The organism is Bradyrhizobium iriomotense, from assembly GCF_018130765.1.
GTDB classification, from domain to species: Bacteria; Pseudomonadota; Alphaproteobacteria; order Rhizobiales; family Xanthobacteraceae; genus Bradyrhizobium; species Bradyrhizobium iriomotense_A.
Genome location: NZ_JAFCJZ010000006.1, coordinates 308,520 through 319,934, shown reverse-complemented (window position 1 = coordinate 319,934; position 11,415 = coordinate 308,520). Strand labels below are relative to the sequence as shown.

Here is an 11,415-nt window from a genome sequence, read left to right as displayed (position 1 = left end):
CAACAGACCTGAACGAAACGAGAATTGTGTTACCCATGTCGTCGGTCTGAACTGTTACCTATGTTGCCGGTTGCTCATCGCGGAAGCGAAGCCGGGTGAGGGGTTCTATCCTCACGAACGGTGTTGCGCGCGGAGAGAACCCCTCATCCGGCGCTTCGCGCCACCTTCTCCCACAAGGGGGGAAGGAAAGAAAACGACCGCTTCGCGGCAGCTAGCTCTACGCCGCCAGCCCGCTCTCCACCGGAGCAAACTCCAGCCCCAGACTCTCCGCCACCGCCTTGTTCGTGATCCGCCCGCGGTGCACGTTGAGCCCGTTGCGCAGATGCGGGTTTTCCAGCACTGCCGCAAAACCCTTGTTCGCGAGCATCAGGCCGAACGGCAGCGTCGCGTTGTTCAGCGCCTGGCTGGAGGTCACCGGCACTGCGCCCGGCATGTTGGCGACGCAATAATGCACGACGCCGTCGACCTCGTAGGTCGGATCGGTATGCGTGGTCGGATGCGAGGTCTCGAAGCAGCCGCCCTGGTCGATCGCGACGTCCACCAGCACGGCGCCCGGCCGCATCGATTTGAGCATCGCGCGCGTGACGAGTTTCGGCGCGCTGGCGCCGGGCACCAGCACCGCACCGATCACGACGTCGGCGGCGAACACCTCATCCTCGACGGACTCGATGGTCGAAAAGCGCGTCCGCACGCGTCCCATAAAGAGATCATCGAGCTGCCGCAGCCGGGGTATGGAGCGATCGATCACGGTGACTTCGGCGCCAAGACCTGCGGCCATGCGCGCGGCCTGCGTTCCCACCACGCCGCCACCGAGAACGACGACGCGCGCCGGCTGCACGCCGGGGACGCCGCCAAGCAGCAGCCCGCGGCCGCCGGCCGACCGCCTGAGCGCGGCGCCGGCTGCCTCAATGGCGAGGCGGCCGGCGACTTCGCTCATCGGCGCGAGCAGGGGGAGGTGGCCGGCCGCGTCGGTGACGGTTTCATATGCGACCGCCGTACAACCGGACGCGAGCAGGCCCTTGGCCTGTTCGGGATCCGGCGCAAGATGAAGATAAGTAAACAGGATCTGGCTTTCGCGGAGCTGAGCCCATTCGCTTCGCTGCGGCTCCTTCACCTTCACGATCATGTCGGACTTGGCGAAGATGTCGCGGGCGCTGTCGGCGATCGCAGCCCCGGCCCGCCGATAGACCTCGTCGGACGCGCCGATGCCGCTGCCGGCACCGGTCTCGACCGTCACTTGGTGCCCGGCCGCAACGTATTCACGGACCGCGCCCGGCGTGAGCCCGACGCGATATTCCTGCACCTTGATCTCCCTGGGAACACCGACGCGCATCTTCCGCTCCTTCGCCAACGAATTGATTCCGTTGTTGATCGTAGCGAGAGGGCCGGTTTGGTTTCGTGCAAATATCCGCTAGTTTCGGACCTCGCGCGCCGGTTTCCGGCGCGGAAACATCCTTTCACGCCGGAAACAAAACCTTGGCCCTAGACCGGAAAGACCTCGCCATCCTCGCGGAACTCACGACCAATGCGCGAGCCAGCCACACCGAGCTCGCCAACAAGGTCGGGCTATCAAGCACAGCGCTAGCGCGGCGGCAGAAGGCGCTGGAGGACGACGGCTACATCCAGGCCTATCAGGCCGCGCTCGACCTGACGCAGTTCGGCCTGACCACGACGGTGCTGGTGCGCATTGCGCTGGAGAGCCAGAGCGACGAAGCGCTGAAGGCGTTCGAGGCGGAAGTGGGGAAATGCCCCTCGGTCGTGCGCTGCTTCCTGATGTCGGGCACCGACGACTACATCCTGATCGTGCTCGCCCGCGACATCCAGGATTTCGAGCGTATTCACCGCACCGAGCTGTCGCGCCTGCCGCGCGTCGCGCGGGTGCAATCGAGTTTTGCATTGCGCGAGATCGTCAACCGCACGGTGCCGACCGTGGTGTTCGGCGAGGCGAAGCGGTAACCGCCCTCTCCCTCCACAATGCGCGGAGGCGGTCCAGCCCCCCGTCATCCAACTGTCATCGAATGTGCCGAGAGCTGTGTCTCCAGCATATTCGGGACCGACAATGGACTATTTCAAGCGCTTCAACTTCCTGTTCGCAGCACCAATGTTCGACGCCGACGACCTCGAGGGCGTCCGCTTCAACCAGATCATCGAGGAGATCCAGCGCTCCGGCTTCGAGGTGGTCCGGGCCCGCAAGCTGGAGGACGCCGAGATGGCGGTGCAGACCGATGCCGCGATCGGCTGCATGGTGGTGGACTGGGGCAAGAAAGGCCTGGAGGGCAAGACCTCGGCGCTGATCAATTTGATGCGGCGGCGCGGCCTCGACTTCCCGATCATCCTGCTGATCCGCCGCAAGCGGTTCGAGGACCTGCCGGTCGAGGTACTCGATTTCATCGACGGCTATGTCTTCCTGTCCGAGGAGACGCCGCCCTTCATCGCCAAGAACCTGATCAGCCGTCTGAAGCAATATGCCGAGACGCTGAAGACGCCGTTCTTCGGCGCCCTCGTCGACTATGCCGAGGAAGGCAACCAGCTCTGGACCTGTCCGGGCCATAATGGCGGCGTGTTCTACAACCGCAGCCCGATCGGGCGGGTGTTCGTCGAGCATCTCGGCGAGTCCGTGTTCCGCGACGACCTCGACAATTCCGTGCTCGACCTCGGCGACCTCCTCACCCATGAAGGCCCGGCGCTGAAGGCGCAGAAGGAAGCGGCGGCGATCTTCGGCGCGGAAAAGACCTATTTCGTGCTCAACGGCACCTCGACATCGAACAAGGTCGCGCTCGGCGCCCTCGTCACCGACGGCGATCTCGTGCTGTTCGACCGCAACAACCACAAGGCCGCCCATCACGGCGCGCTGATGATCAATGGCGGCATCCCGGTCTACGTCCCGACCGTCCGCAATGCCTGGGGGCTGATCGGCCCGATGCGCTGGGACATGATGGACGAAAGAGCTCTGCGCGAGGCGATCCGCAACCATCCGCTCGTGAAGGATCGCGATGCCTGGCGCAAGGAGCGGCCGTTCCGCGTCGCCGTGGTCGAGCAGTGCACCTATGACGGCTCGATCCACAGCGCCGAGATGATCATCAAGCGCATTGGCCATCTCTGCGACTACATCCTGTTCGACGAGGCCTGGGCCGGCTTCATGAAATTCCACCCGCTCTATGCCGGCCGCTTCGCCATGGGTCTTGCGAACCTGGCCCCGGAAGCCCCGGGCATCATCGCGACACAGTCAACCCACAAGCAGCTCGCGAGCTTCTCGCAGGCTTCGCAAATCCACATCAAGGACCGCCACATCCGCGGCCAGAAGCGGCGCGTCGAGCACCGCCGCTTCAACGAGAGCTTCATGCAGCACGCCTCGACCTCGCCCTTCTATCCGCTGTTCGCCTCGCTCGACGTCGGCGCGCAGATGATGAAGGGCCGCTCCGGCGAGGTGCTGTGGGACGACACGATCCGCCTCGGCATCGAGCTGCGCAAGAAGGTCCGCGCGATGCGCCGGGAGTTCGAGGAAAAGGAGCAGAATCCGGATCGCCGCTGGTTCTTCGAGCCCTTCGTTCCCGATCGCGTCGCCATTCCCGATGTCAGCCGCCCCGGCGCTGCGCATAACGTCGCCTGGGAGACGCTGTCCACCGACGAGCTCGCCACCAATCCCGCGCTGTGGCAGCTCTCTCCTGATACCAACTGGCACGGCTTTCCCGATCTCGCGGAAGGCTTTGCCATGACCGATCCGAACAAGCTGACGCTGCTCACGCCCGGATTCGATCGGGCCACCGGGGCCTATGCCGAGCATGGCATCCCCGCACCCGTCGTCGCGCAATATCTGCGCGAGAACCGGATCGTGCCCGAGAAGAACGACCTCAACTCCCTGCTCTTCCTGCTCACCCCCGGCGTCGAGGCCAGCAAGGCCGGCACGCTGATCTCCGGCCTCGTCGCGTTCAAGAGGCTGCATGACGACAATGCGCTGCTGGCCGACGCGATCCCGGAATTCTATCAGCGGCGGCAGGCGCGCTTTGCCGGCGTGCGCCTGCGCGACCTCTGCGGCGACATGCACCGCTTCTTCCGCGCCGCCGATGTCAGCGCGCTCCAGGCCCGGCAGTTCATGCCCGAGCACATGCCCGAGATCGCGATGTCGCCGCGGGATGCCGCGCGCTATCTGTTCAAGAACGACGTCGACTACCTCCCGATCGAGGCGATCGCGGGTCGTATCGCCACCACGCCCTTCGTGGTCTATCCGCCCGGCATCGCCACCATCGTGCCCGGCGAGCGGCTGACGGAACGGGCCAAGCCCACGATCGATTACCTCAAGATGTTCGAGACCTGCTTTAACACCTTCCCGGGCTTCGACGTCGAGATCCAGGGCGTCTACAAGGAGATCGATGCCCAGGGGCGGATCGGGCTCTATACTTACGTCGTTGCCGAGTAGGTGCCGATGAACGAAACAGCTGCGCGCGCCAGTGACGAACCCGTCCTGATCCGGCCGTCACGCGAGAGCGATGTCGAGGCGATGCTAGCGATCTACCGCCATCATGTCCGCAACGGCGTGCCGCGCGATGTCGAGGGAACCGGTGCGCCAGAGCCGGATGACCTGCGCGACCGGCGCAAGAACCTGAAACAGACCCGCCTGCCGCATCTGGTTGCGACCTATCGCGGCGAGGTCGTCGGCTATGCCTATGCCGTGCTGTTCCGTAAGCGTCCGGCCTATCGCTACACCGCCAAGCATTCGATCTACGTCCACCACGCGCATCTCGGCCGCGGGGTCGGGCGGCTTCTGCTGCAGGAATTGATCGATGCCTGCGCGGCGGCCGGCTTCCGCCAGATGATCGGCTATATCGACGCCGACAATGCACCCTCGCTGGCGCTGCACGAAAAGTTCGGCTTCGCGCGCGCCGGCCTGCTCGGCGGCGTCGCCTATCGCCACGGCCGCTGGTCCGACACCGTCATGGTGCAACGCTCGCTCGGCGCGGGGACGACGGCGCCCCCGCCGGTCACGGCGCCCGGGCGTTAGCCCTACGAGGGAAAATCAGCCGGTCTGACGTGGATGCGATCGGCATGCAGCGACCAATGATGCAACGCCTGGTCCTTGCAGAACTTCGCCTTCGCCCGTTCCATGGCCTCGTCCTCGTCGGCGGCGTCGATCTCGAGCGTGCCTTGGCAGACCTCGCACTGCCGACCGTACTCGCCGAGCACGTCCTTCATGAACCTGACGACATAAGTAGACATCGGATCTCCTGCTGCCCCGGCAGCAATCTAATCCCATTTAGGCCGGTCGGGGGAAGGAGATTTTGACGCGGATCAAGACCGGGCAGTCCTGACCGAAGATTCGTTGCGGAACCCACCGCGCGGGTTTATGGGCAAGTGCCAGCCGCCAATGAGGATTATGCCTTGCACTTTGTCTCCGATACCGAAGTCACGAACGTTCTGACCTTTCCGATCCTCATTGCGGCCCTGGAAGAGGCGCATCGCCGGCCGAAGATGGAGGTGCTGGACGCCTTCCTCGGCGACGAGAAAGGGCAGTACGTCATCCGCAGCGCGGTCGATCCCGGCCGCTACATGGCCAGCAAGATGTTCACCAGCTTTCCGGCCAATCTGGCAGAGGGAAAGATGCCGGCGGTGCAGGCCGTGTGCGTGCTGTTCGACGGCACCAACGGACGGCCGCTGGCGGCGATGGACGGCACCGAGATCACGCATTGGCGCACTGCGGCGGACTCCGCGCTGGGCACGAAATTGCTCGCCCCGCCCAACCCCGAGACACTGCTTTGCGTCGGTGCCGGCGAGATGTCCGAATGGCTGATCCGGGGGCATCGCGCCGTGCGGCCATCGCTCGAGCGCGTGCTGATCTGGAACCGAAACCTGGAGCGGGCCACCGACCTTGCCAAACGACTGGCAGCGGACGGCGTGAAGACAGAGACGGTCACGGACCTCGACGCCGCGACGCGCGAAGCCAACGTCATCACCACCTGCACCCGCGCACATCAGCCGCTGATCAAGGGTCGCCATTTGCGGCCGGGCGCGCATCTGGACCTCGTTGGCGGCTACACGCCGCAAACCCGTGAGGCCGATGACGAAGCGGCAAAGATGTCGCGCGTCTTCGTGGACCGCTGGGAGTCCGCCTTCCACGGCGTCGGCGATATCCTGCAGCCGATCGCGAGCGGCGCGATCAGCGAGGCTGATGTCCTCGGCGATCTCTACGATCTCGCCGGCGGCCGGGTGCAGGGACGAACGTCACCGTCCGACATCACGTTCTTCAAGAACGCAGGCGGCGGCCATCTCGACCTCATGACCTGCGAGGCCGTGTTCCAGCAACTCGGTGCAAAGCTGGGGTAGACGCCCTACCCTGCGTTATGCCGGGGGGGCCGACGGGAGGGGATGCCGGGCAAGACAGGGCCGGCATCAGCCATCACGTCTTGATATCGAGGAGTGTGTCTTCCGTCTCAGCGTAGGCTTGAATGACCTTCGCATTGGCGATGAAGCTGTACTTTGCGGTCGCCAGCTCAGCGAACTCATTGGCGAGATCGACATTCGGCGCGGCGACCAGGCCGTCCTGGTTTGCGAAGGGCGCGCTCGGGTCGAACTGCGCGGCATAGCTCGGCGACACCGTCGACACGGTCGCGACCGTACCGCCCGGCGTCGAGCCGCTCGATTGGGAGACCTGATCGACGCGCAGCGGCACATAGGCCGCGGGAAACGTCGGAGCGATGCCCGCACCGGCGGACGTGCTCGATCCGCCTGATGCTGGCAGCGGGCCAGTCGTGCTGATGTTGGCGATATTGCTGGCGGCCACGTTCACGCGCAGGCTCGCCGCAGAAAGTCCTGAAGTCGCAATCGAAAGTATGCTCATGCCTCCTGATCTACAGGACAAGTCATACACGTTCATTCACGGCATCGGTAAAATCCGCCGCATTCTGTTTTCAGCCTCGCAACCAACGATCGGAGTGCGATCAGACTTCGCGCGCACCTATCCCGGCGTCACGCCAAAGGCCTGCTTGAAGCGCTCGGCGTAGCGCGGCCAGACCTCGGGATTGATGATGCGGGGCGGGCGCTTGCCGTCGAGCGTCTCCAGCACCTGCTCGGCGGCGATGCGGCCCATGTTCTGGCGCGCCTCGATCGTTACGCCGGCGGTGTGTGGGCTCGCCAGCACGTTGTCGAGCTGGAGCAGCGGATGCTCAGGCGGCGGCGGCTCCTTGGACCAGACGTCGAGGCCGGCTCCGGCAATGCGCTTGTCGCGCAGCGCCTGCAGCAGCGCGTCCTCGTCGTGGATGAAGCCGCGCGCCGTGGTGATGAAATAGGCATGCGGCTGCATCAGCGCGAATTCGCGTGTGCTGATCATGTTGCGGCTCTTCTTGTCGAGCGGGCAGGAGATCGAGACGAAATCGGCGCGGCGCAGCAGCTCGTCGAGCTCGACCTTCTCGCCGCCCCGCTCCGCCATCACCTCTGCGGTGAGATACGGGTCATAAGCCAGCACCTTCATGCCGAGCAGGCCCTTGCAGAGCGCGGCGATACGGCGACCGACATTGCCGAGGCCGATGATGCCGACGGTCTTGTGCTCGACCTCGTTGCCGACAAGCTCGTTGCGGTTGACGTCGCGCTCGCGGCGCAGGCGGCGGTCGGACTGGATGATGCGCTTGGACAGCGTCAGCATCATCGCCAGCGCGTGCTCGGCGACGGAATGGGCATTGCCGCCGGACTGGTTGACGACCACGACGCCGGCGGCCGTGCAGGCCTCGACATCAACGGGGTCGAAGCCCGCGCCATTGCTGGACACCAGCAGGAGGTTCGGCGTGCGCTTCAGGAACGCGGCGTCAACATGGAAATGCGGCGCCAGCTCGTCGCGAGCGGCGCCGATCTGGTAGACATGGGCCGCGCTCAGGATCGGCGCGTAGAAATCTTCAGGGCTCTCGTTCTCGATGCGGTCGAGCCGGACGTCGGGCCGCGCCTTCAGGATGTCGATATAGATCGGATTGGCCAGGTATTTGACGTAGAAGACGCGCTTGCTGTTGACGGACATCAGGACCCTTCCGGCTCTCTCGTGGGAGATCCGCAAGGTCAGCGCGATGCGCGCCCGTCCGTGCCCCCTCCCGCTTTCTGGTTATAGCCGCTTATGCCATGGCGGTGCCGGCCACGGCAGGCCGTCTGGCGCAGATCACGGTGCCGGCCCGGACATGTTGACAATCCCGCTGCCTGCGTCAAGTTCGGCGGACCGCCGCGACGGCCAGAACCAAGAAGCATGCGCGGCTCAAGGGAGAACGCAATGGCGATTGCGGAACAGCAGACACAGGGGATCAGCGACAGAAGCTGGCATGGCATCGTCCTGCAGACCCTGAAGCGGAACGAGATCAGCCTGATCCCTTACGTACCCGACCGCGTGCTGACGCCGCTGATCAAAAATTTGCACGCCGATCCCTTCTTCACCACCTTCGCCACCGCGCGCGAGGAAGAGGCCGTCGGCATCGTCTCCGGCGCCTGGATGGGCGGACGGCGCGGCGCGGTGCTGATGCAGACCTCCGGTTTTGCCACGCTCGCCAACGTGCTCGCCTCGCTCGCAGTGCCCTACCAGATCCCGCTGATCATGTTCGTCTCCGAGCGCGGCACGCTCGGCGAGTTCAATTACGGCCAGTCGCTGGTGTGCCGCACCATGCGTCCGGTGCTGGATTCGCTGGCGCTGGAGCATCACACCATCACCCGGCTCGACGAGCTCGAATTCATTGCCGACCGCTCGATCAAGCAGGCCGTCACCACGCAGGCGCCGGTGACCCTGATCCTCAACCCGCTGCTCACGGGCGGCAAGGTCTTCGACAAGTGAGCGCCGCCATGAACACTGGCAATACCAAGGTGATGAACCGGTTCGATGTGACCTCGCGGCTGATCGGCAAGCTCAAACAGGAGGAGGCCGTGATCGGCGGCATCGGCAACACCAATTTCGACCTCTGGGCCGCCGGCCACCGCCCGCAAAACTTCTACATGCTGGGCAGCATGGGCCTCGCCTTCCCGATCGCGCTCGGGGTCGCGCTGGCGCAGCCCGAGCGCCGCGTGTTCGCGCTCGAAGGCGACGGCTCGCTCTTGATGCAGCTCGGCGCGCTCTCGACGATCGCGGCGTTGAAACCGAAGAACCTGATCATGATCGTGATGGACAACGGCATCTACCAGATCACCGGCGCGCAGCCGACGCCGGCAGCTGGCGTCGCCGACATCGTCGCCATCGCGACCGGCTCTGGGCTCGCCAACAGCGCCTGGGCTGCGGACGAGGAGGATTTCGAGCGCCTGGTCGACGAGGCCATGTCGACTGATGAGCCCAGCCTGATCGCGGTCCGTATCGACGACAAGCCGGGCGTCGGCACCACGAGGCGTGATCCCGTGCAGATCCGGGAGCGCTTCATGCACGGGCTCGGCGTGCGCGAGCCACTTTAACGTTTCGTCATTAACTACACGGCGATCTGATCCGCGGCCCGCGACAGACCCATGCCGATCCGTGCTAAGCGGATCGGATGTCCATTTTTGTTCGCGCTTTTGCCTGGCTGCTCGCCGCGGCCGTGACCTTTGCAACGCTCGGGCCTCCAGGCCTGCGGCCCCATTCCGATCTCGGCCAGGACGGCGAGCATGCGCTGGCCTTCATCCTGGTCGGACTGGCCTTCGGCCTCGCCTACCGGCAGCGGCGGCTCGCAGTAGCGGCCGTCTCGGTAATCCTGATCGGCCTGCTCGAACTGATGCAATTCTGGGCGCCGGGACGCCATGCGCGGCTGGAGGATTTTCTGGTCGATGCCGGCACCGCCTGCATCGGCTTTGCGCTGGCGGCCGTCGTCGATTGGGTCATGACCCGGTTTCGGACAAACTCGGCCCTGACAAACTGAGGCCCCGCGGAGCGACGCTCCGCAGGGCCCGACTCTTCAAAGCCTGTACTGCGCCGGTCAGTCGATGATCTTGATGACGCGGCGCGTGCGCGGCTCGACGATCACGCGGCGATCGTTCACGACCGCGTAGCGATATTCGGTGTAGTTCGGCACGGGCCGCAACACCACGGTCGGAGGCAACGGCTCACCGACCACGACGCGTTCGTGGATCACGACCGAATCGTCGCGCGGGATTCCGCCCAGCACCGCATTCGGAATTTCGAGACCTGCGCCGACCGCCGCACCGACGGTGCCGCCGACCATCGCGCCGATCGGTCCGCCAATGTCGCCACCCGCGCGCGCGCCGTCCCTGGCGCCCTGTTCGGTCGTCGACTGGGCAAAGGCTGCGCTCGACGCCAGCAGCGACGCGGCAACCAACGTAGTCGCAAGACGGATTTTCATGTCCTTGTGTCTCCAGTGATTGTTATGCACCTTCAACCGCGGGGGCCGGAGCATCGTTCCGGTTCCCCGTGGCGAAAGACGCAGCAAATCCGGAGACTGTTACTGCGTAACAGTTCAGCTAGCTGCGATCTCGTGGCCTGCCATCAGTTCCAGCGCACGGACCATCGCCGAGTGATCCCAGGCCTTGCCGCCATGCGCGGTGCAGGATGAGAACAATTGCTGCGCCACCGCCGTGCTCGGCAGCGAGAGGCCGAGTGCGCGCGCGCCTTCGAGCGCGAGGTTGAGATCCTTCTGGTGCAGCTCGATGCGGAAGCCCGGATCGAAATTGCGCTTCACCATGCGCTCGCCATGCACCTCGAGAATCCGCGACGAGGCGAAACCGCCCATCAGCGCCTTGCGCACCAGCGCGGGGTTCGCGCCGGCCTTGGACGCGAACAGCAACGCTTCACTCACCGCCTCGATCGTCAGCGCGACGATGATCTGGTTGGCGACCTTGGTGGTCTGGCCGTCGCCATTGGCGCCGACATGGGTGACGTTCTTGCCCATCTTGTCGAAGATCGGCTTCATGGTGCCGAAGGCCCGCTCCGGCCCGCCGACCATGATGGTGAGGCTCGCCGCCTTCGCCCCGACCTCCCCGCCCGACACCGGCGCGTCGAGATAGTCGGCGCCGAGCGCCTCGATCTTCTTCGCAAACTCCTTCGTCGCCAATGGCGAGATCGAACTCATGTCGACGACGATCTTGCCCTTGGAGATGCCGCTCGCGACGCCGTCCTTGCCGAACAGCACCGCTTCCACATGCGGGGTATCCGGCACCATGATGATGACGGCATCCGCCTGCTCCGCGACCTCCTTGGCCGATTTGCAAGCGACGCCGCCCGCAGAGATCAGTTCGGCCGCGACCGGCGCGACGTCATGCAGGAACACACGATGGCCCGCGGCCAGGAGGTGGCCGGCCATCGGCCGTCCCATGGTGCCAAGTCCAATGAAGCCGATGTTGGTCATGATTTGATGTCTCACAGTTGTAGTAGCAAAATTCATCCGCGGACTCGGTGCACCTCTCCCGCCTGCGGGAGAGGTCGGCGCATAGCGCCGGGTGAGGGCTTTCTCCGCGTTGGGATTTCTTCCGCAAGGATCC

The 11,415-nt window shown here is 65.0% G+C and carries 13 protein-coding genes; 7 read left to right on the top strand and 6 right to left on the bottom strand.

Annotation, left to right across the window (positions count from 1 at the left end; all coding sequences use genetic code 11):
- Window positions 1-217: 217 nt before the first annotated feature.
- The gene (gene ald, locus JQ635_RS14230) at window positions 218-1,333 is read right to left on the bottom strand and encodes an alanine dehydrogenase (protein ID WP_211410487.1); all 1,116 of its coding nucleotides are present in this window, start codon (window positions 1,331-1,333) and stop codon (window positions 218-220) included.
- Between the two features lie 143 nt (window positions 1,334-1,476).
- Here ald and JQ635_RS14225 point away from each other — a divergent pair, with 143 nt between their 5' ends.
- The 3 genes from JQ635_RS14225 to JQ635_RS14215 all read left to right on the top strand — a co-directional run bounded on the left by JQ635_RS14225 (window position 1,477) and on the right by JQ635_RS14215 (window position 4,999).
- Window positions 1,477-1,956: an Lrp/AsnC family transcriptional regulator gene (locus JQ635_RS14225; protein WP_211410486.1), complete on the top strand. Its 480-nt coding sequence runs from the start codon at window positions 1,477-1,479 to the stop codon at window positions 1,954-1,956.
- Between the two features lie 103 nt (window positions 1,957-2,059).
- A complete protein-coding gene (locus JQ635_RS14220) occupies window positions 2,060-4,417 on the top strand; it encodes an Orn/Lys/Arg decarboxylase N-terminal domain-containing protein (RefSeq protein ID WP_211410485.1) in 2,358 nt (785 codons plus the stop codon).
- A gap of 6 nt (window positions 4,418-4,423) precedes the next feature.
- Entirely contained in the window at window positions 4,424-4,999 is a 576-nt protein-coding gene (locus tag JQ635_RS14215; protein ID WP_211410484.1) for a GNAT family N-acetyltransferase, read from the top strand.
- 2 nt (window positions 5,000-5,001) lie between these two features.
- Here the strand turns inward: JQ635_RS14215 and JQ635_RS14210 are convergent, their stop codons facing one another.
- Complete coding sequence (locus JQ635_RS14210; protein ID WP_211410483.1) at window positions 5,002-5,214, bottom strand: hypothetical protein; 213 nt, start codon at window positions 5,212-5,214, stop codon at window positions 5,002-5,004.
- Window positions 5,215-5,376: 162 nt separating this feature from the next.
- On the opposite strand from JQ635_RS14210, the gene JQ635_RS14205 reads away from it, so the two are divergent.
- Window positions 5,377-6,318 (top strand): ornithine cyclodeaminase family protein, encoded by a 942-nt coding sequence (locus tag JQ635_RS14205; protein ID WP_211410482.1) that lies wholly within the window; start codon window positions 5,377-5,379, stop codon window positions 6,316-6,318.
- Window positions 6,319-6,391: 73 nt separating this feature from the next.
- Here the strand turns inward: JQ635_RS14205 and JQ635_RS14200 are convergent, their stop codons facing one another.
- Window positions 6,392-6,832: a flagellar basal body rod protein FlgC gene (locus tag JQ635_RS14200; protein WP_211410481.1), complete on the bottom strand. Its 441-nt coding sequence runs from the start codon at window positions 6,830-6,832 to the stop codon at window positions 6,392-6,394.
- Between the two features lie 117 nt (window positions 6,833-6,949).
- The gene (locus JQ635_RS14195) at window positions 6,950-7,999 is read right to left on the bottom strand and encodes a hydroxyacid dehydrogenase (protein ID WP_211410480.1); all 1,050 of its coding nucleotides are present in this window, start codon (window positions 7,997-7,999) and stop codon (window positions 6,950-6,952) included.
- Window positions 8,000-8,242: 243 nt separating this feature from the next.
- Between JQ635_RS14195 and JQ635_RS14190 the strand changes: the two genes are divergently transcribed.
- The 3 genes from JQ635_RS14190 (at window position 8,243) to JQ635_RS14180 (ending at window position 9,839) form a co-directional block, all read left to right on the top strand.
- Entirely contained in the window at window positions 8,243-8,794 is a 552-nt protein-coding gene (locus tag JQ635_RS14190) for a thiamine pyrophosphate-binding protein (RefSeq protein WP_211410479.1), read from the top strand.
- Between the two features lie 8 nt (window positions 8,795-8,802).
- The gene (locus JQ635_RS14185) at window positions 8,803-9,399 is read left to right on the top strand and encodes a thiamine pyrophosphate-dependent enzyme (RefSeq protein ID WP_211410478.1); all 597 of its coding nucleotides are present in this window, start codon (window positions 8,803-8,805) and stop codon (window positions 9,397-9,399) included.
- A 77-nt stretch (window positions 9,400-9,476) separates the two neighbouring features.
- Entirely contained in the window at window positions 9,477-9,839 is a 363-nt protein-coding gene (locus JQ635_RS14180) for a VanZ family protein (RefSeq protein ID WP_211410477.1), read from the top strand.
- A 57-nt stretch (window positions 9,840-9,896) separates the two neighbouring features.
- On the opposite strand, the gene JQ635_RS14175 is transcribed toward JQ635_RS14180, so the two are convergent.
- Window positions 9,897-10,280 (bottom strand): DUF1236 domain-containing protein, encoded by a 384-nt coding sequence (locus JQ635_RS14175; RefSeq protein ID WP_211410476.1) that lies wholly within the window; start codon window positions 10,278-10,280, stop codon window positions 9,897-9,899.
- A 114-nt stretch (window positions 10,281-10,394) separates the two neighbouring features.
- A complete protein-coding gene (locus JQ635_RS14170; protein WP_211410475.1) occupies window positions 10,395-11,282 on the bottom strand; it encodes a 2-hydroxy-3-oxopropionate reductase in 888 nt (295 codons plus the stop codon).
- Between the last annotated feature and the right edge of the window lie 133 nt (window positions 11,283-11,415).

Bases quoted from the DNA above. Each gene is read 5' to 3' on its own strand.
- ald (WP_211410487.1), bottom strand. From the start codon at position 1,333: ATGCGCGTCGGTGTTCCCAGGGAGATCAAGGTGCAGGAATATCGCGTC.
- JQ635_RS14220 (WP_211410485.1), top strand. From the start codon at position 2,060: ATGGACTATTTCAAGCGCTTCAACTTCCTGTTCGCAGCACCAATGTTC.
- JQ635_RS14215 (WP_211410484.1), top strand. From the start codon at position 4,424: ATGAACGAAACAGCTGCGCGCGCCAGTGACGAACCCGTCCTGATCCGG.
- JQ635_RS14210 (WP_211410483.1), bottom strand. From the start codon at position 5,214: ATGTCTACTTATGTCGTCAGGTTCATGAAGGACGTGCTCGGCGAGTAC.
- JQ635_RS14200 (WP_211410481.1), bottom strand. From the start codon at position 6,832: ATGAGCATACTTTCGATTGCGACTTCAGGACTTTCTGCGGCGAGCCTG.
- JQ635_RS14195 (WP_211410480.1), bottom strand. From the start codon at position 7,999: ATGTCCGTCAACAGCAAGCGCGTCTTCTACGTCAAATACCTGGCCAAT.
- JQ635_RS14190 (WP_211410479.1), top strand. From the start codon at position 8,243: ATGGCGATTGCGGAACAGCAGACACAGGGGATCAGCGACAGAAGCTGG.
- JQ635_RS14185 (WP_211410478.1), top strand. From the start codon at position 8,803: ATGAACACTGGCAATACCAAGGTGATGAACCGGTTCGATGTGACCTCG.
- JQ635_RS14180 (WP_211410477.1), top strand. From the start codon at position 9,477: ATGTCCATTTTTGTTCGCGCTTTTGCCTGGCTGCTCGCCGCGGCCGTG.
- JQ635_RS14175 (WP_211410476.1), bottom strand. From the start codon at position 10,280: ATGAAAATCCGTCTTGCGACTACGTTGGTTGCCGCGTCGCTGCTGGCG.
- JQ635_RS14170 (WP_211410475.1), bottom strand. From the start codon at position 11,282: ATGACCAACATCGGCTTCATTGGACTTGGCACCATGGGACGGCCGATG.